Origin of the sequence: Streptomyces sp. NPDC091287, assembly GCF_044768525.1 — a bacterium.
Classification (GTDB): domain Bacteria; phylum Actinomycetota; class Actinomycetes; order Streptomycetales; family Streptomycetaceae; genus Streptomyces.
This window is the reverse complement of record NZ_JBIVUV010000022.1, coordinates 133,999-152,559: the sequence shown is the minus strand read 5'-3', so window position 1 is coordinate 152,559 and position 18,561 is coordinate 133,999. Positions and strand designations below refer to the sequence as shown.

Here is an 18,561-nt window from a genome sequence, read left to right as displayed (position 1 = left end):
TCGTGACGTGGGGCGTCTGGGGTCCGTCGTTGCACGTGACGGCCTGGGACTCGAGCCCTCGGCCGTGACCGGATGGGCTCTCAGCCCTTCTTGGCGTCCTTCTTGGCCTTGGCCTTCTTCTTCCGCTTGGACTTCGCCTTCTCGGCCTTCAACCCGAGAACCCCGACTCCTATTCCTCCCCCGCCCGAGCGGCCTGGCCCACCACAGCTATCCCCGGCTGGCCCGGCGCTCATCTGGGTCCGGCCCAGGCCGCCTATGCCACAGCGGAGATGCACGATGGCCCGGCTGACGGCAGCGAGGCGGACCCGGCAAGGAGCCTGGAGACCATTCCCGACGCGGAGCCGACGCCAGGCTCGGATCTGCTGGACGAACTGCGCTCCCAGGTAGCCCAGTTCGTGATTCCGCCCTCTCCCGAGGTGCTGGACGCGACCACCCTCTGGGTGGCGGCGACGCAGCTCCAGCCCGCCTGGCAGCACGCCCCGCGGCTGGCAGTGGTGGGACCTGCGAAGCGGTGCGGGAAGTCTCGGCTCCTGGACGTGCTGACCGAAACGGTCCACGAGCCGATGCTCACCATCAACACCACACCAGCGGCCATCTTCCGCTCGATCAACGAGGAGGAGCCGCCGACGCTGCTGGTGGACGAGGCCGACACCATCTTCGGCCCCAAGGTCGCGGAGAAGAACGAGGAGACACGCGGCCTCCTCAACACCGGCCACCAGCGCGGCCGGTACGTCACCCGGGTCGTTGGCAACGACCACACCCCGCACAAGTTCGCCACCTTCGCCATGGCGGCCATCGCGGGCATCGGTGACCTGCCGGACACCGTCATGGATCGATCCGTCGTCATCCGCATGCGCCGCAGGGCCGAGGGCGAGAAGGTCAAGCCCTTCCGCTCGCGACGTGACATCCCCGCTCTGCACGAACTGCGCGACCGTATCCGCGCCTGGGCCCTCCCGCTACTGGAGGACGCTGCGAGCCTGGAGCCGGAGATGCCGGTCGAGGATCGAGCCGCCGACACCTGGGAGCCTCTTGTGATCGTTGCGGACCTGGCCGGCGGCCGCTGGCCACGGCTCGCGCGGATCGCGTGCGCACGGATGGTCGCGGCCGAGGTGGCGGCCGAGGAGGACCACCCGAGTGGGGCGCGCATCCTCGCTGACATCCGACGGGTCTTCTTCGCGCAGCGGGAGGCGGACAGCCTCTCCACCGAAGACCTCCTGCACCACCTGAACGCGGACGCCGAAGCTCCGTGGGGAGAGCGTGGACGCTACGGCCTGACCTCCCGGGAGCTCAGCGGGATGCTGCGCGACTACGACATTCGGCCCGGCAACGTGCGCATGGCCGACCGGACTCAGCGCAAGGGCTACACCCGCAACAAGTTCCTGGACGCCTGGCGGCGCTACTGCCCGACCATCCACCCGGTCGACGCTCGTCGCGGCGAAAGCTGACCCCCACCTCCCTGGTTGCCGTACTTGCCGTCCCTGCCGTGATCGTGCAGGTCAGGGCCCACATCAGCAAGACGGCAGCCGAGGGCAAGACGGCAGCGCACGCGCCTGAGCACGTGCAGCCAGCAGGGGCACGGCGTCCAGATCCGTCTTGCACCGTCTCAGGCGTCTTCGCCGTATCGCAGCAGGTCACAGTCCTGCTCGCTGGGACGGCTGCCGCGACCGGCCGTCCCAGCGGATGCAGGCGCTCGGACACGAGCCGGGGCGGATCCGCCTCACCCCTGTCCCGAGTCGGGACAAGACGCCAGAGCTTCTGCCAAGACGGCACGTCCGGCGCGCTGCCGTACCGCGCTGACCTGCACGTGCAACGCACAAGACGGCAAAGACGCCCCTCACCCACTACCCCCAAGGAGATTCCCGCTTGACCGCCCCGCACCTCACCACGTCATCGCCGCAGACCCGAGATGACGTCCCAGCCGAAGAGCAGCGACCGAAGCGTGCCGACGCAGAACAGCTCGCGCTCGGCGCGGCCGGCATCGTCATCGTGGCCCTGACAGCCGGAGCGTTCTGGCTGTCCTACGCGCACCTCGCCGATGTCGCCGGCCAGCACGGGCTCGGCGCATCCCCCATCCGCCGGTGGGCTTGGCCTGCCACCTTGGACGCGTTCATCGTCGCCAGCGAACTGCTCATGCTGCGTGCTGCGCTCCGGCGTACGACCGACCTCTGGGCGGTCGCCGTGACCGCTGCCGGATCGGTCGGCTCTATCGCACTGAACGTCGCTGGGGTCAGCGGCGCGGACAACGGACGCAGCGTTCCGCTCCTCGACTACGTGGTCGCTGCCGTCCCTCCGGCCGCCGCGATGGTCGCGTTCGGCGTGCTGATGCGACAGATCCACCAGCTTGTGGCACCAACCGATGCCCCATCCGGTATCGGCTCCGTAGCTGTGCGGAACCGGCCGGTCGGTGAGCACGGTGAGGGTCGATGGCAGGACGCTGCCGCCGAGGATCCGCCAGTTTCTGGCGAGGAGCGGACGGAATTTACGTCCCCGGTGCCAGAGGCCAAACCAGTTGGCGGCCGTCCTCCGAAGGCGACCATCGCGGAACTGGAGGCCATCGGTCGGGCCGCCGGTCGTCAGCACGGCAAACTCACGCGTGACCTGCTGCGAGCTGCCGTGAAAGAACGGAATCTGACGATCGGCAGCGCGCGGCAGACCGAAGTCATGGAGTCGCTCCGGCCGGAACTCGAAGCCGCTGGCGTCAAGGTCTCCGGCGGTTGACGCCTCGCGTGCTCGGGTGACCGGAACCCTTCCGGTCACCCGGTCACCCGCCGGTCGCCCCGCAGATCCCCACACCTGTGGACAACGCGATGGCTCGCGCCACCGGGTCGCCGTGATCCTGTCCGCCGAGCCGCATTTGGAGCATCTTCCATGCAGCACAGCCAGCACCTACCTGACGACACGCCCGCTGAGCCGTCCGCCTCGACACGGCCCCCTACGCTGCTGTCCCGTCTGCGTCGGGCATTTGGGCGGACGGCCCCGGGCGGAGCCAGTAGTACCCCGAGTCCGACTCAAGGCCGGTCTTCGGGGATCTCCGCCCCGGGGGTGGCGGAGACGGCCCAGCGCCAAGGGGCGCCTGGCCGGCAGGTCGGGGCCGAGGGCGGCCCCGACCAGGACGAGCTCCACGCCGTCCAGCAGCAGATCCTTCGCCCAGCACATGCCACCGAACCGACGGCCGGCGAACGAGCACCGCAGAGCGTGCAGCCGACGATTCGCCGCTTCACCGGCACCAAGCGGACCGTCCGTGTCGGACCGCTGCGCTTCACCGGCGACGAGCACGCCGCGCTCCAGGAGGCAGCAGCCGAGCACGGCTACAAAGGGGAATCCGGCTTCACCGCAGACATCGCCCTCACCTTCATCACCGGTCGGTTCACGGCGAACCTGCCGCTGTCCGAGGACCGCCGCCGCACCCACATGTTCCGCGCTCAGGTGCTGCGCGAGCTCAACCGGATCGGCGTCAACGTCAACCAGATTGCCCGCGACCTCAACAGCGACCTCACCCCGCCCGACGTACGTGACCGTCTCGATGAGCTGCACCACCTGCTGGACCTGCTCGCCGGGGCCCTGTGTGAACCCGCCGAGGCGGAGAAGGAGAAGGCCGCGTGATAGCCGCCATCAAACCGGCCGGAGCCAACACCCGTGGCCTGCTCGCCTACCTCTACGGCCCCGGCCGCCACGACGAGCACCTCGACCCGCACATCGTCGCCGGCTTCGCGATGCTCGGCATGCCCGACCCCGGCCGGAACCCGGACGCCACCCTCACCCAGCTCGCCCACCACCTGGACGAACCCGTGCACCTCCGGAACAGCGAGTTCGGGAAGAAGATCACCGACCACGTCTGGCACTGCCCCGTCCGCGCAGCCCCCGAGGACCGGCACCTCTCCGATGCCGAGTGGGCCGACATCACCCAGCGCATCGTCGAAGCCGCCGACATCGCCCCGCCTGGCGACGACCTCGGCTGCCGCTGGATCGCCGTGCGCCACGCGGACGACCACATCCACATCCTCGCCACCACCGTCCGCGAAGACGGCCGCCGCCCCAAGCTCCACGGCAGCGGTATCCGCGTCGGCGACGCCTGCCGCCAGATCGAGACCGACTACGGACTGGGCCAACTGAAGAAGGGCGACCGCACCGCCGGAAAGCGCCCCACCCAGGCAGAGATGCACAAGGCCCAACGCCTCGGCTGGGAGCAGACCAGCGGCGACTGGCTCCAGGACCGCATCCGCACCGCCATCCCCCACGCCGGCAACGCCGAGGAACTCCTCGCCTACCTCGAAGCCGACGGCATCGCGATCAAACCCCGCCGCGGACCGTCCGGAGATCTCCTCGGCTACGCCGCCGGCCGCCCCGGCGACCTCAACAAGGACGGGAAACAGATTTTCCACCCCGGCGGAAGGATCGCCCCCGACCTCACCCTCCCCAAGCTCAAGGCCCGCCTCGAAACCACCGCACCCGAAGAACACCCCACCGCACGCCGACAGCGCCCCACCACCCCCTGGCACCAGGCCACCGATGCCGTCGACATCCTCAACTCCGCCATGGCTGACGACACCCACGCCCAGGCCCACATCACGGCACTCGGCGAACTCATCGAGGCCACCGCGCAGAAAGCCCCTGATGATTCCCGAGCCGAACTACGAACCGCAGCACGGACATTCGCCCGCGCCCAGCGCTCCCAGATCCGAGCCGAGCACCAGGCCGCCCACACCCTGCGCTGCGCGGCCCGCGACATCGCCCACACCGCAACCGGCCCCGATGGCAGCACCTTCGCCGCCCTGCTCGCCGCCCTCGTCTGGGCCACAATCATCGCCGCCCGCTGGCACGAGGCGAAGAACCACACCCACCAGGCCGAAGCCGCCCGCCAGACCCTCCACCACCTACACAGCACCGCCGACCACGCCCTCGCCCCGGTCATCGACAACCTCGCCGCTCGTCAGCCGAGCGACCAGGCCAGCCGAACCCTGGCCCATGACGTCCGGGCCGCCGTCCCCGACCACGCCGACCGCATCCTCACCGACCCGCCTGGCCAGCGCTCGCCACCGTCCTGGCCGATGCTGAAGCCGGCGGTCACAAGCCCCACCAGCTCCTTAAGGAAGCCGCCGCTCAGCGCGAACTCACGAGTGCCCGCCAGCCCGCCCGCGTCCTGATCACCCGCATCCAGCACACCAGCCGCAACCCCGCACCCAACCTCCGTGCCGAGGCGGCCCGCAGGACTACGACCATGCGACTGTCCGCGACTGCACTATCGGCCGGTGTGGCTGAGCCCGCACGGTCGGCGGTCCCAGCTGAACAGAAGCACCGTCCACGTCTGTGAGGGAGGAGGCGTTCTTTGGCTCGGAAGTCCTGCATCCAGGCAAGATCCAGTAGGTCGTGGAGCCTTGGTGCTCTCCCGCAGTTCCCCGCCGGAACTTGGAGAGGTCTACGCGGACAAGGTCCCGTCGAGGTAGTCCTGCACCGGCTCGAACAGCCCGTACGGCACATACTCCGGGATGTCGCCATGGGATACCCAGGCAAGCTCGGCAAGCTCCTCGGTATCGGCGACGTGAGCTCTGCCGCCCAGGATCTGGCAGGCGGTGTAGGACATGAGGCGGCCTGTCTTGGGGTGAACGCGCTCGCCGAGCAGCTTGACCGCCTCGACGGTCAGCCCTGTCTCCTCCTTGGTTTCCCGTACGGCGGCGGCCTCACGTTCCTCGCCGGGCTCGACCTCCCCGGCGGGGAACTGCCAGGAGAGCTGCCCCTCGCTCACCCGGCGGCGGACCATGAGCACGCGGCCCTCGTGAACGACGATGGCGGCGGCGATGCCCGGCCGCTCGTCCGTGGTCTGCTGCGTCACGACTGCTCCTCCAAGAGGCCCAGGCTGGGTGGGAAGACCGTATCGGTGGACGTGAAACGGTCGCTGCGTTGTCAGACCGTTCGTCTCGGCGCTTCCGCTGAAGGCGCGCACGCCAATGACCCGCCCCGGCCACGGGCTCTCGCTGCAGGGGACAGCGGGCGGCAGCGTGACCGGGACGGGGGCTTAACTACGGCGGAAGAGCCTGCTCTGGCTCCGATGCTTGCCGGTTGTCTTGCCGGAGGTCGACTGCCCCACCTGGGCGGATTCGCTCGGCCGGGTGGAGCCGGCCGGGCGGTTCTCGTTGAAGAAGGATTGCCAGACCCGTTCCTGCAGCTCGCCGATGCAGGCGCCGCACGCGTACATCGGGGCCTGGGCCCCGGCAACTCTGGCGGGGCCGATCCACAGGACGCGCGTCCACCGCTGTCCGCAGTAGAGCCAGCAGAGTCCGTCGACCCACTCGTTGCCGTCGTCGGTGGCCGCCGGTGAGGGCAGTCCTCCTCGGGCGAACTCGGCGATCCCGGGGATCACCCTGTGCTGTAGGGCGACTTCCGTCAGCATCGCTCGTCTCCCTCCGTGATCAACGGTCCTGGGCCGTAGGGGAAGCGTCCTTCTGTTTCTCGGCTTCGGAGAACAGGAGGGTGGGCTCGGCGAGGATGTCGCGGCCGGCCTCGCTCTTGTAGATCTCGTCGACGCTGCCGAACCGGGCCGCGGTGTAGTCGAGGTCCAGCAGGGCGGCGGCTTGGCGTACCGATGCCTCGTCGGGTCCTTCGATCTCCAGGAAGGTGGGGAGATCGGGCCAGGTGTCGAAGTCGAAGGCGACCTCGCCCAGGCGCCATTCCTCGCGGTAGTTCTCCTGGTAGCGGACTTCGGTGAGGCCGACCCGGCGCAGGATGTCGGCCATGGCGTGCAGGTCGGTGACCTCGGTTTCGATCTCCGTGGTGCCGTTGATCGTCGTGGCGTCGGTGACCTGCTTGAGCGTGAGCGTCGAGCGGGTGCCCTCGTCCCGCAGCCGAATCCAGGCTCCGCCGTCGAGGGAGTCGTTCTCGAAGATCTTGCGGGTGAGGAGAGTGCGGGGGAACGCCTGGACGGCACCGAGGGCGCTCAGCTTGGTCTGGAGGTCGGCGACGTCTACGGCCAGGAACTTCGCCTCGTACTCGTGCTTCATGGGGCCTTCTCTCAGAAGTGGTCGGTGAGGGTGGACGTTCGGGCTGCGAGCAGCAGGCCCATGCGGTGGGTGTGGTCGTGCAGCTGGCCGACGTGGGGCCGCTCGGTGAACTCGGTGGTGCGCAGGGTGAGCAGGACCTCCCAGTCGCCGATGAAGTGGGGGTGAAGGCGTTCCGGGGAGGTGTAGTGCTCGATCATGTGGTGGCGTCTTTCGACGGGCATCATGAACTCCGCGCCGAACACGCCGCCCGGGCGGACCAGGCGCTGCATGCGGTCGACGAACTCGCCGAGCGGGCGGTGGTGGTTGGCACTGTAGTGCCATGAGCAGCTCGTCCAGACCGCGTCGCACTGCAGGCCCAGGGGTTCACCGTCCAGGAAGTCGTCCTCTACGACCTCTACGCGTTCGTGGAGTTCTTCGAGCTTCAGTCGATCGATCAGGCCCAACGCGTGGGCCTGGCTGTCACCCGGGAGGTGGACGTCGCCCCCATGGAGGGCGACCGCGTCACGTTCGACGGCGACGACGCGGTAGCCGGCGGCGGCGAGGGGTAGGACGAACTTGCCGTCGCTCGCGCCGACCACGGCGACGGTGGCGTCAGGGGCGACACGTTCCCGCAGTGTGGCGAGGAACTGCGGGAAGAACGTGAGGGTGTGCTCCCACAGGCTCTGAGTCTGCATGAGGGTGCGCTCCTTGCGTATCGGTATCCATGATCACTCGAAGGACCTCGTCGGGGCTGCGCCCCGTGGTGTCGACGCGATGCATCGGGAACGATGCATAGGCGTCCGTCACTCGGGCCGTAGCGGTCTCGATCAGCGAGTCCCACCGCGACACCGGCTTGTTCCGCCCAGCGAGTCGACGCTGTCTCTCAGTGTCGTCGCAGACGAGGTGGTACGTAGCAGGTGTCGGCAGCCAACTCGGCAGGGTGATACCGAGCCGTGCCCCCAAGGCCCGGTGAGTGGTGAGGCACCGGGCGAAGTAGCTCTCGACGACGACCGGGACGCCGGCGTCGAGGTGGTGCTGGATCTCCTCGGCCGCGGTGAACAGGCCAGAGAGGTAGAAGCACATCCGTGCCTCTACGTTCGTCCGCTCGTCCAACGCCTGTCTGAGCGGCTGGTAGGGCAGCGGGACGGTAGCGACGAGGACGGCCTGCCGGGCGGCGGCGAGCATGGGCGCCAGGGTGGATTTGCCGGTGCCGCGTAATCCCTCCAGGCTCTCGAAGCGCGGGTGATCAGGCACGGCCGTACACCACGTCCGGTACCGCGAGGGTGAGCTCGTCGACGGACGAGGGCTTGTGGACGATGCGTCCTGCTGCCTTCTCGTACCAGAAGGCGTGCGCGTCCTTACCCACGGCCTTGCAGGACATGGTCAGCGCACCGCGCGGGTCGACCTCGATGCGGTCGATTTCGCGAGGACCGTCGGAGGGCGCGCACACCTGCGGGGCGCCGTCCTCGGAGAGGTCCTCATCGACGATCACCTCCAAGGGCAGATCGGCTGACGCCAGCTCGTCCCGGAGCCGGCCGTAGGCGGAAGGGGAGGTGACCAGCAGTTCGGGGTGGTCGGCGGCGTTGCCGACCGGCCGCAGGTGGTGGAGTTTGAGCTGCCGGACCCCGAGCTGCGCCAAGGCCCGTCCGAGGGGCAGGACTTCGGCGATGTTCCGCGAGGTGACGGTCATGGTCGCACCGGTCGAAACGCCAAGATCCCGAGCCAGACCGAGCGCGTTCAGGGCGCTCTGGTAGCTGCCCTGCTTTCGGATGCCGTCATTGGTCGACCCGACGCCCTCCAACGAAACCCTGAGCAGATCCAGGTAGGGGGCGATCTCGGTCAGACGGCGCTCGATCCGATACCCGTTGGTGCAGATCTCGACGCGCAGGCCCAATTCCTCCTTGGCGTGGCGGACGACCTGCGCGAGGTCCCGGTGGACGAAGGGCTCTCCGCCGAGCAGTGTCACGGCCTCGGTGCCGTACTGGTCCCGCATCAGGGTGAGGAGATCCGCGGCTTCGTCGACGGTGAAGGCGTCGGCGTACTGGAGCCGCTTGCCGTGGAAGCAGTGCAGGCACGTGAAGTTGCAGCGGTAGAGCAGCTGCAGGTACAGCATGCGGATCTTCTTGATCCCGGTGACTTCCTCGATCACGTCGGCTCCTTCGGCTGGTTGCCTGTTGGGAGCCTGATAGTGGCCTTCTGCTCGGGGACCTCGACACCGCGTTCGGGGACGATCCAAGGACGTCCTGGGACGTTTTCAGTGACCTGCGAAGGACTCCAGGATGCCGAGGACACGCTTCGTGTCCGACAGGTCGGGCAGGACTTCGACGGCTCCGGCGGCGGTCAGTTCCTCCTGGGTGTGGATGCCGGAGGCGACGGCGAGGACGCCGGAGCCTGTGGTCAGAGCCGCTTCCACGTCACGAGGGGTGTCCCCCACGAGGACGGTGGGAATGTCGGCCGGAACACCATGAAGCCGCTGTGCGCGCTCGCGGGCGACAGCGACCAGGTGGGGGCGGAGCTCCGCGTCCGCTCCGTAGGCGCCGACCGGTAGATCAAGCAGGGAGTCGAGGCCGAACGCGGCAAGCTTCACACGGGCGTTGGCGGCGACATTGCCGGTGAGTACTGAGGAGACCCAACCAGTGTGAGCCGAGGCGGCTTTCAGGGCGTCGTGCACACCGGGCAGGGCGGTCCCGCGCCTGCGCAGCTCCTCCAGGCGCGCTTCCCCTGCCTGGGCGAGTGCTGCTTCGATGAGGTGCCAGTCGGGCACGGGCAGCCCTTCGCGGACGAACATGTCGCGCATGATCAGACGATCCGTACGCCCCTCAGTACGCGCCGGCTCCGTGGGTTCGCGACCTGAGAGGCCACGAAAGGCAGCGGCGTAGATCTCCTTGCTGACCCCCGCGTTTTCGATGAGGGTGTGGTCGATGTCCCACAGGACGAAGAGCTCCATGCCGCCAGAGTAGGCAGTCCGCGAGGTTCCACTACAGCGGACTGCGTCCCAAAACGTCCTTGCGCGATCACGCGCCGTGCCGATTCGATGACTGCTGTGAACAACCGACTGCGAACCGTGCTCGGCCAACGCGGCGTCTCGCCCAATGCACTCGCCGAGATCTGCGAGGTAGATCCCAAGACGGTCAGCCGATGGCTGGGCGGGCGGATTCCCCATGCACGGCACCGCTTCCGCGTCGCGCGACACCTGCGCGTCGAAGAGACCTTTCTCTGGCCCGAGCCGTCCAAGGGTCCAGGCCGGCCGAGGGACGGGTTAGGCGCCGAGCTGGTCGGCACCTACCAGAACCGGGCCAGCGTGCCCCGGGACGTATGGCTCGCACTGCTGCGAGAGGCTCAGCACGAGATCGGCGTCCTCGTCTTCTCCGGCACCTTCTTCGCCCAGTCCAACCCTCACGTCGCCAAGATGCTCTCCGAGCGCGCCGCCGACGGCGTGCGGGTGCGCCTGTGCTTCGGCGATCCCGGCGGGCAGGCAGTCGCCGTACGGGGTCGCGAGGAGGGAATCGGCGACACCCTCGCCGCCAAGATCCGCGCCTCACTGACGTACTACCGACCGCTGCTGGGCGAGGCCGGGTGCGGCGTACGACTCCACGACACCACCCTCTACACGTCCATGTTCCGCTACGACGACAACCTGCTCGTCAACCCACACATCTGGGGCCAACCGGCCAGCGCCAACCCCCTCCTGCACCTCAAGAGGGCAGGCGATACAGGGTGGTTCGACAACTACGCTGAAAGCTTCGACGCCGTCTGGGCCGCCGCGAGGCAATGGGCACCCGACCAAGAGAGGACCGCCGACCATGGGCAGGACTGAGTACTACAACGACCCCTCTGCCCCGAAGGCGAACACCCTCATCCCGGCCAGCAACCTGCTCGTCGCCGACGAGACGGGCGCCATCCTCCTCCAGCGGCGCCGCGACACCGGCCAGTGGGCCCTCCCCGGCGGAGCCCAGGACATCGGCGAGACCGCGGCCGAGTGCGCGATGCGCGAGTGCTTGGAGGAGACCGGGATCATCGCGGAGCTCACCGGGTTTCTCGGCGTCTACACCAACCCGAACCACATCGTCGCGTACACCGATGGCGAGATCCGCCAGCAGTACGAGAACACCTATATCGGCCGGCCCGTCGGCGGAGTTCCCACGATCAACGACGAGGCCGACGGCGTCCGCTTCGTTCAACCGGCCGACCTCGACCAGTACGACATCCACCCGAGCATGCGTCAGCAGATCGGGGACTACCTCGCCGGCACCTACCCCTACCTCGGCTGAGCTGCCAGGGCGGCTTCCACCCGCTCCACGGACGCGAAGATCTCTGGAGCCGCCCGGCGGATGAACCGCCCGACGACGCTGTCGTCCCCGTAGCGGCTGCGGATCTCCGCGACCCGGTCCTGCGCGGTGGTTCGGTCGCCGTCAGGCGTGGTCGTCATGTCGCAGTACACGAGGGTGTCTACCAACAGCGGCTGATCCAGCAGCGGGAACTCCGTGGCGAGCTCCTCCTGCAACCCGTGCTCCTCCGCTTCTAGGAGCGCGAACGAGTGATTCGCGACCAACCGCACCAGCCGCTCGTCGGCCCGGTGTTGGTCACGGAGGAACCGGGCTCCGTCGAGGGGGTGGAAGCCGGTTTTCGCGAGCCTCGGCGCGTACCCAACGTCGTGAAGCGTGGCGGCAGCACGGAGCAGGCCAGCTTCTGCGCCGAGGACCTCACGCACTTCAACCGCGCGTTCAGCCACTCCCTGTGTGTGTGCCCATCGTCGTGGAAGTGGACTGCTGAGTTCGGCTTCCGCTGTTTTCGTCGCCCACTCAACGAGCATGTTGTCCATGCAGTGGTCTGTGCCCAGAGCGCGTTGCGCTCAAGCCCTACGGGACTGCTGCGGGCTAGGTTGGCCTCTGACCTGTCCTGACCTGGCTGGGAGGCGGGCTCGAAGGATGTTGAAGTGCGGCTTTGAGAGCGAAGTGCGCTACGGTGCGGCCACGTTGGCGGATCGGCACCGTTCTATACACGGCGCCGCCAGGTGGGCGTTGGCCACGACAGCGCCGCAGGCGAAGAATGATCCGGTTGCCCTGCGTCCAAGCCAGTAGTGCGGCCCGTTGTTCCGGGTCGGTCAGGGGCTGAAGCTCTTGGCCGCGCCTGTCGCAGCATGGACGGCGAGCGCGACGCGCTCGTTACTGATCAGCTCATCGCCTAAGACCTGTCCCGTAACTGCTGGTCAGCGCTGAGATGATCTTGCTGTGTCTGGTGTGATCACGGCGTCGCAGCCCTCCTGGACAGCCCCGTTCAGCGGGCTGAGCCCGCGCCAGTTCGGCAGGCTGATCACCGCGCTCCGGCGCGAGGGTGCAGATCCGGTGCGCAAGGGTCGGCCATGGAGTCTGCCACTGGAGGATCGCGTACTGCTTCGCCGCCTACTGGCGGACGAACCTGACCCTGCGGCAGCTGGCACCGCTCTTCGGGGTGTCCAAGTCCGCGGCCGACCGCATCATCGACCACCTCGGGCCCTCGCTCGCCCTGCAACAACGCAAGCGGTTCCGCAGGGACACCGTGCTGATCGTGGACGGCACGCTGGTCCCCACCCGCGATCACACCGTCGCCGAGCAGTCGAAGAACTACCGGTACCCGACCAACCACCAGGTCGTCATCGATGCCGATAGCCGACTCGTCGTGGCCGTCGGCCGACCGCTTCCCGGCAACCGCAACGACTGCAAGACGTGGGAGCTGTCCGGCGCCAAGGAAGCCGTCGGGAAGACCACGGTGATCGCGGACGGCGGCTACCGGGGCACCGGCCTGGTCATCCCGCACCGACACGAACCCGGCCAGACCGAACTCCCGGCCTGGAAAGAGGAACACAACACCTCCCACCGCAAGGTCCGCGCCCGCGTCGAGCACGCCTTCGCCCGCATGAAGACCTGGAAGATCCTCCGCGACTGCCGCCTCAAAGGCGACGGCGTCCACCACGCCATGCTCGGCATCGCCCGCCTGCGCAACCTCACCCTCGCCGGCTGACGAAGCACGAGCAGGTCAGCAAGCACGACGTAGATCATTTACGGGACAACGCTTAGAGAGGAGAAACCAGCGTGCCAGAGGTAGGCAAGCGCTAAGGTTCCGGCCATGGACTGGGGAAGCGCACCTGCCTGGGCTGCGCTGGTAGTAGCAACAGCAGCCTTCATCGTGAGCTTTAAGGCGATGCGGAATGGAGCTCGAAGCGCGAAGGCTGCGGAGAATTCCGCTGCAGCCTCACTGAGATCTGCTGCGGCGTCTGAGGCAACGCTCGCTGATCGGCGGGCGGAGGCTGACCGCGAGAACCGCGAGCGGGACGAAGCAGCGAAACCTCGGCCGGATGTGCATATCGAATATGTCAGCGGCGACACCTGGGCCCTCCGGAATACCGGCACCACCGTTGCTGACGGTGTGACGGTGACAGAGCGAGGTTGGCCGCAAGCAACGACTCGTCCCGAGAGCTGGAGCCTGGCGGCCGGGGAAGCGAAGACGTTCCTCATGGCGGGGGACATGTCTACACCGGTACCGCCTCAGCTCTGGCTCACGTGGGCGGGCCAGGATGAACCGGTAGAGAGGGCGGTACAACCTCGAACACCACGGGTACGGAAATCAAAGTAAGGGAAAATGTTAGGAGAATTGCATGACGGATTGGCACCCTCTACCGCTTGGGTCATCGCTTAACGATGCAAGCCGTCAAGAAGTTCCGAGCGACAAGGCGCCCCTTCTCTGTCGACCGTCTCGTCATCGGTGTAGCCCGCCCATTTCGAACTACCAAAGCGATCGAAGAGTTTGCGGCTCAGCGTAAACTTCTCCAGCCTATCGAGTTGGATTTGTGGGATTCGCAGGAGCTATCGTATCTCCTCAGAGGTCGGCCGGAAATCGTTATTGAATTTTTCGGGATGCCCACCGCCGAAGCATTCTGTCTTCCCTTTAAGGTGGACGTAACCGTTGTTCCTCGTGCTGAGGTAGTGGCCGTCCGAGAAGCAATCGCTCGGACGCCCGAAGTTACCACTGGTGCTCAAAAGGACTTCGATGATGCAGCAGAATCATCCGATTCTGCGCGAGCGCTCTCGCTGATCGAGGCGGGGCAAGCGAAACTACGTGACGCCGGATTTTGGCCACATGCACGGCAATACAACAAAGAGCGCGTTCGATTGTTGGCGAAGGTAGGGCGCACTAACGAAGCCGCGCGGCATGTACTGGATGCGTTTTGGGCCGCTCTAGACCAGGGATTGTCGGGAACCGCGCAGATCACCAGATCTCAACTCGATGAGCTGTCACGGCTTGATAAGGAAAACGATCATGTCGATCTCTATCGACGCGTAATCGACAAAGCGCTAGATCTCTACAATAACCCCACCGCACATGTTCCGGACATCGTGTCTATTCTGATTGGAGATCCTCTCGACCGGATTCGTCTCGCGCTACTCGCGGGCGAGACAGCTTTGGCAAACGACTACCAGGATTGGCTTACGCAAGCCGCTCCAGAATTTGTCGCGCTCTCAGGAAACGATGCAATTGATCAAGTTCTTCGTACACGACTCAGGCTGCTCGCCGCGGACGCTACTGGAGTCTGGGCAGAGCTACTTTCCGACGCCCGCAGGCTAAATCTCGGCCATGGTCTTTTGGGGCTGGTAACGGCACGTTACGCTCGACATCTTGCCTTGCAGCAGAAATTTGAGGAGGCTGACCTGGCGTGGGATGAGGCTTCGGGCTCCGCTTCGCTGGCACAGCAATGGAGCGAAGCATCGACTTGGATCTTCAGCCGTCGAGCCTTTCGAGGGCGCTGGAACCCATTCACTGGTGACGGCTTGCTTCCGCTGCAGACGGCAATCCGCGGGATGGGAACTTCTTCACCCCTTCTTCCTGTGGCCGCTGCAGCACATGAGGACGCGCTGGCTGCGTTGAGTGAGCAGAAACTGCGGGCTGGAGCAATTTCGGCCCAGCGTGCGCTTCGTGATGCTGTGTCAATCAGTGACTGGGTCGGAGAGGAGCGCGCCCGCCGGGTTCTCGCTGCAATTCTCGTGAAATCCGATGAGCCTGTGCTCGCTGCTCGTCACCTAATTCGAGCTGGTGCTGCGAAAGCTATCGAGGAGCTTGGTAAGTCCCTTCCTTGCGATTTTATCGACATTATCGCTGAACTTGGCGCACCCAATTACTGGTCTATCGGGACAAGCTATCGCCTGCTCGCTACCCAGTCAGACATTATTCCAGACAGCCTTATCGATGTCGTGTCACAGCACCTCGTCGGAGAGCTAGTAGCGGACCGCAAGCCGGACCTTCCAGCATTTGCTGCGTCGAGATACAATAATGCAGTGAAAGCTCTGGCCGGCATTTCCGAGCGTCTCGATGTGAGTCGCGCCAGTGCTATGTTGAGTCATTTTGAGCAGCAGTCGCCCGTGGAAAAAAATCATTATCGATATCATGACGAGGATGAAGCTGTCGCGGTCGCCAAGGTTGCGCTCACCCACATTCCTCTCGCTGCGCGTGCCATCTCTCACCTGGTAGCCTTGCTCGGTCGCTCTCAAGCTGCGCGTCACAGCATCACTCTTGGTGCGATCGACAAGAATCAACCCCTCGCTCACGACGCGCTTACTAGCCTCGCAGCAGCAGGTAATCCATGGGCGAGCGAGATGCTGTCATTTGAGGGGTCTGAGTATTTGGATGCAGATGTCACTCAGCAGGCTCTGACCAGACTCACAACCCCACTCAAACACGCGACTGGCATTTACTCTACTGGGACGAACGCCATTGGCGATTCGCTTCTAATTCGCCATCACGCTCCCGATTCCATCAATACAGCCGTCGGCGAGCTCCTGTCACGGGCTGACGACCCTCATATCGGATCGGCGGATAGAGGTGAATACCTTATTGCCGCGTCTAATCTAGTCCCTCACCTGAAGGATTCTAGACGGGAAGAATATTTCGAGGTTGCGGTGCGAATGGCCATCTCGCCCAAATCTTCGGATCACGATAAAATCGACGATCAATTTCGACATAAACTTGGCGGTTTTCGGATTGATGGAACACCGCGTGACAGTCGTGGTCAGGCGGTTGTGCTGGCCGCCGCTCTGGCGAGAGATGCGGAGCAGCGTGAGCGCGTGAGAAGCCTGGTGTATTCGCGGTTGGGTGAGGAGTCCGACTTCTGGCCGACCCGAGCTCTACAGCAGCTCGGGGACACCGTAAAAGGTGATCTTGCCTTTCTCGCCAGTCAAGGCTGGGCGATCCGTAGCCTTGTGGCAATCTTGTGGGTTGAGCATGGGGAACCACCGCATTTGGGTCTGCGGCTGGCAGCAGACCCCGACGTGCGTGTCCGTCGGGCGTTTGCCGGCGCTCTGAGTCGAAAAGGCGACTCGTCTCACGCCGCCGTTTTTGAGGAATTGGCAGCGGACCCGGCCTACAGCGTGAGGTCGGCTCTCGGTATTTCGTTCGGCGAGTCGCGTTCCGCAGAGGCCAAGTAAGCGAAGCGGTCGCAGGGCCCGCGAAGCTCCGAGTAGTCGACGAGGCGCTGGTGATGGCAACTCGGTATCGACCCCAGCGCGTGGGGGCGTGAGCGATGCGTGAGCGGACGGTCCGGCAGAGGGAGGCTCGATCTGGATCGGTTGTCAGGGTGAGTTCCCCTGACCAGGCAAGTCAGGACGGCTTAGTAGCGTCCGGACTCACACGGCAGAAGTTCGCCAGCCCTCGTAATGCGTAGGTCTCGGGTTCGAATCCCGAAGGCGGCTCCAGGGTGAACCCCAGGTCATGGCTTTGACCTGGGGTTTCTTGTTTCGGGTGACCTTGGAATCCGGGCTGACCCTCACCTGTGTTCTGTGCATCGAATGCGTAGGTCTGGGATCGACTGGCAGTGGGCGTTTGGGTTCACAGGGCTGTGACCTGGCTTTTTGTTCTGCGTTGTCGGTCAGCGCGGGTCTGTCGGTTTCGATGTGGTGGCCATGTGGTGGCCAAGCGTGCAGCGATTGTGTAAATGGGTCCCGATCTGCTGTGCGTTCACAGCGTGGTTGGGACCGCAGGGGCGTGCCATCCGGACAATTCCACGATCAACGCGCTCCACCTGGGGCACGATCGACAGGAGCCGCCGCAGCGGTACAGCCAGTGGTGATGTTCACCGATGCCAGGTCGCGGCGTCGGCTGGGCGGCCGGTCGAGGCTCGCCGGGCCGCAGTGCTTCAGCGCCGCTTCTTCGCCGTGGTCCACAGCAACAACACATCCGGTCCGAACCCGTCGGAGCCATGCCCGTCATGTGGAACAGCGATGAACGGGCGGACAGCAACCGCGGCTAAGCGAGTGGCATCAGAGGGAGACGATCAGTGCCAACACGGCAGCCAGGTAGTGGCAGTGCCAACACGGCAGCCAGGTAGTGGCAGTGGCTCGCCGGGCGCTGGTGACGCACCCTTCCTCCCAGTGCCACCACCCCTCGGCCTCGCCGTGCTCCCAGAGGTGGTTACTGGCCTGCACAAGGTCTGACTCCTTGTTGGTGAATGGTCGAGCCCCTGGCCCTGGGCCAGCGGTGGAGTCGCTGAGCTCCGAGCCATCCAAGTAGCCGTTGTCATACCGGCTGGCCCGTCTGATCGCCGAACGCCAGTTCCCGGTCAGATGGTCTTCCGGCTCCCTCGCGGCAACCCTGGGGTCCCTCCTTCGACTGTGAACGTCACAATTTCGACTTCGGCATCGGAGGGCAAACCGGGATAGTGGCTCTGGAGGCCCGTCTTGAGCTCGTCGATGGTTGTGCCGCCATCGAGCCGAGCCTGTGCGGTGGTGAGGCGATCGAGCCGGTGGTGTTCGACGCTGGTGACGGTGCCGTTCAACGTGCGGTGGGCTTCGTCGTCCTCGAAGAGGAAGGTTGCGGGACCTGGTGCGATCGGATCGTCGTAGCGGACGGTGGAGGTCTTCTGCGCGGTGGCGACGGCCTCGTAGTAGCGCTTGTTGAACCGAACAATTCGGTGCGCTGCGGCATCGGGGAAGAAGTAGGTGTCCGGTAGAAGCTTCCGAATCGGGCGCAGTGCCGGCCCGGCGTCGGTCGGTACCGCGACGAAGACGTCGGGATGGAGGTCGAGAAGCGCCTGGCGGCAGCGGCCGCACGGCGGGATGAGGCCGCGACCCTGGTCTCCCGCGGCGGCGATGGTGACGAGAGGGCCGGCTCCCGCTGCTGCCGCGGCACCGAGTACGACGAGCTCGGCACACGGTCCGCCGGTGAAGTGGTAGACATTGACCGCCTCATGGATCCTGCCGGCCGTGTCCATCGCCGCTGCGGCCACGCTGTGGTTCGGGTCGCTCCCAAGGAGAGTAGCGAGCCGTTCCGCGGCATCGATGACGCGGCGCTCGGAGTCGAAGAGCTTCATGGAAACCATGGCGCCGACCCTAGATCGGCCCAGCCAGACTCCTCGACACATTTGTTCCGATGGGCCTCACCTTCAGTGAGGGCTGTTGTTCCGATCTTGAGGGGTGTTGGTCGAACGGGGTCCCGTTCGGGTGATCGTGGTGTGGTCCGGGCATGATGCCAGGGCCCCTTGGTAGCTCGGTAGGTGACTACGCCAACGAGTCGTCCAGGAAGCCCTGTTGTCGCAGTTCTACGCCTTCGGGCAGGCCGGGTC

16 protein-coding genes and 2 pseudogenes are annotated in these 18,561 nt (G+C 65.9%); 8 read left to right on the top strand and 10 right to left on the bottom strand.

Features of this window, described 5'->3' with window-relative positions; translation table 11 throughout:
* Positions 1-269: 269 nt before the first annotated feature.
* The 4 genes and pseudogenes from ACIQRW_RS32245 to ACIQRW_RS32230 all read left to right on the top strand — a co-directional run bounded on the left by ACIQRW_RS32245 (position 270) and on the right by ACIQRW_RS32230 (position 5,311).
* Positions 270-1,445, top strand: a complete 1,176-nt coding sequence (locus ACIQRW_RS32245) for a DUF3631 domain-containing protein (RefSeq protein ID WP_403767117.1) — start codon at positions 270-272, stop codon at positions 1,443-1,445.
* Positions 1,446-1,863: 418 nt separating this feature from the next.
* Positions 1,864-2,718, top strand: a complete 855-nt coding sequence (locus ACIQRW_RS32240) for a DUF2637 domain-containing protein (RefSeq protein WP_403767114.1) — start codon at positions 1,864-1,866, stop codon at positions 2,716-2,718.
* 324 nt (positions 2,719-3,042) lie between these two features.
* On the top strand, positions 3,043-3,603 hold the full coding sequence (locus ACIQRW_RS32235) for a MobC family plasmid mobilization relaxosome protein (RefSeq protein WP_403767111.1): 561 nt from the start codon (positions 3,043-3,045) through the stop codon (positions 3,601-3,603).
* Positions 3,600-5,311, top strand: a pseudogene (locus tag ACIQRW_RS32230) (mobilization protein). The gene ACIQRW_RS32235 and the pseudogene ACIQRW_RS32230 overlap by 4 nt, the downstream one beginning before the upstream one ends.
* Before the next feature lie 105 nt (positions 5,312-5,416).
* On the opposite strand, the gene ACIQRW_RS32225 reads toward ACIQRW_RS32230, so the two are convergent.
* The 7 genes from ACIQRW_RS32225 to ACIQRW_RS32195 all read right to left on the bottom strand — a co-directional run bounded on the left by ACIQRW_RS32225 (position 5,417) and on the right by ACIQRW_RS32195 (position 9,921).
* The gene (locus ACIQRW_RS32225; protein ID WP_103417968.1) at positions 5,417-5,830 is read right to left on the bottom strand and encodes an NUDIX hydrolase; all 414 of its coding nucleotides are present in this window, start codon (positions 5,828-5,830) and stop codon (positions 5,417-5,419) included.
* A gap of 183 nt (positions 5,831-6,013) precedes the next feature.
* Positions 6,014-6,388: a hypothetical protein gene (locus ACIQRW_RS32220; RefSeq protein ID WP_403767109.1), complete on the bottom strand. Its 375-nt coding sequence runs from the start codon at positions 6,386-6,388 to the stop codon at positions 6,014-6,016.
* A gap of 19 nt (positions 6,389-6,407) precedes the next feature.
* Entirely contained in the window at positions 6,408-6,995 is a 588-nt protein-coding gene (locus tag ACIQRW_RS32215) for a class IV adenylate cyclase (RefSeq protein WP_403767106.1), read from the bottom strand.
* A gap of 11 nt (positions 6,996-7,006) precedes the next feature.
* Positions 7,007-7,669, bottom strand: coding sequence for a bifunctional 2-polyprenyl-6-hydroxyphenol methylase/3-demethylubiquinol 3-O-methyltransferase UbiG (locus ACIQRW_RS32210; RefSeq protein ID WP_128818216.1), 663 nt, complete (start codon positions 7,667-7,669; stop codon positions 7,007-7,009).
* Positions 7,587-8,159, bottom strand: a complete 573-nt coding sequence (locus ACIQRW_RS32205) for a hypothetical protein (protein WP_403767103.1) — start codon at positions 8,157-8,159, stop codon at positions 7,587-7,589. The genes ACIQRW_RS32210 and ACIQRW_RS32205 overlap by 83 nt, the downstream gene beginning before the upstream one ends.
* Before the next feature lie 61 nt (positions 8,160-8,220).
* Positions 8,221-9,123: a radical SAM protein gene (locus ACIQRW_RS32200; RefSeq protein ID WP_403767100.1), complete on the bottom strand. Its 903-nt coding sequence runs from the start codon at positions 9,121-9,123 to the stop codon at positions 8,221-8,223.
* Between the two features lie 105 nt (positions 9,124-9,228).
* A complete protein-coding gene (locus tag ACIQRW_RS32195; RefSeq protein WP_403767097.1) occupies positions 9,229-9,921 on the bottom strand; it encodes an HAD family hydrolase in 693 nt (230 codons plus the stop codon).
* 96 nt (positions 9,922-10,017) lie between these two features.
* On the opposite strand from ACIQRW_RS32195, the gene ACIQRW_RS32190 reads away from it, so the two are divergent.
* Both ACIQRW_RS32190 and ACIQRW_RS32185 read left to right on the top strand, forming a co-directional pair.
* On the top strand, positions 10,018-10,791 hold the full coding sequence (locus ACIQRW_RS32190) for an XRE family transcriptional regulator (RefSeq protein ID WP_403767094.1): 774 nt from the start codon (positions 10,018-10,020) through the stop codon (positions 10,789-10,791).
* On the top strand, positions 10,778-11,245 hold the full coding sequence (locus ACIQRW_RS32185) for an NUDIX hydrolase (RefSeq protein ID WP_403767091.1): 468 nt from the start codon (positions 10,778-10,780) through the stop codon (positions 11,243-11,245). The genes ACIQRW_RS32190 and ACIQRW_RS32185 overlap by 14 nt, the downstream gene beginning before the upstream one ends.
* Here the strand turns inward: ACIQRW_RS32185 and ACIQRW_RS32180 are convergent.
* On the bottom strand, positions 11,233-11,787 hold the full coding sequence (locus ACIQRW_RS32180) for an HD domain-containing protein (protein ID WP_403767188.1): 555 nt from the start codon (positions 11,785-11,787) through the stop codon (positions 11,233-11,235). The two genes, ACIQRW_RS32185 and ACIQRW_RS32180, sit on opposite strands and share 13 nt — an antisense overlap.
* A gap of 418 nt (positions 11,788-12,205) precedes the next feature.
* Here ACIQRW_RS32180 and ACIQRW_RS32175 point away from each other — a divergent pair.
* A pseudogene (locus ACIQRW_RS32175) lies at positions 12,206-12,974 on the top strand (transposase).
* A gap of 677 nt (positions 12,975-13,651) precedes the next feature.
* Positions 13,652-16,429, top strand: a complete 2,778-nt coding sequence (locus ACIQRW_RS32170; protein WP_403767088.1) for a HEAT repeat domain-containing protein — start codon at positions 13,652-13,654, stop codon at positions 16,427-16,429.
* An 831-nt stretch (positions 16,430-17,260) separates the two neighbouring features.
* On the opposite strand, the gene ACIQRW_RS32165 is transcribed toward ACIQRW_RS32170, so the two are convergent.
* A complete protein-coding gene (locus ACIQRW_RS32165; RefSeq protein ID WP_403767087.1) occupies positions 17,261-17,425 on the bottom strand; it encodes a hypothetical protein in 165 nt (54 codons plus the stop codon).
* 134 nt (positions 17,426-17,559) lie between these two features.
* A complete protein-coding gene (locus ACIQRW_RS32160; protein WP_403767084.1) occupies positions 17,560-18,318 on the bottom strand; it encodes an ASCH domain-containing protein in 759 nt (252 codons plus the stop codon).
* Between the last annotated feature and the right edge of the window lie 243 nt (positions 18,319-18,561).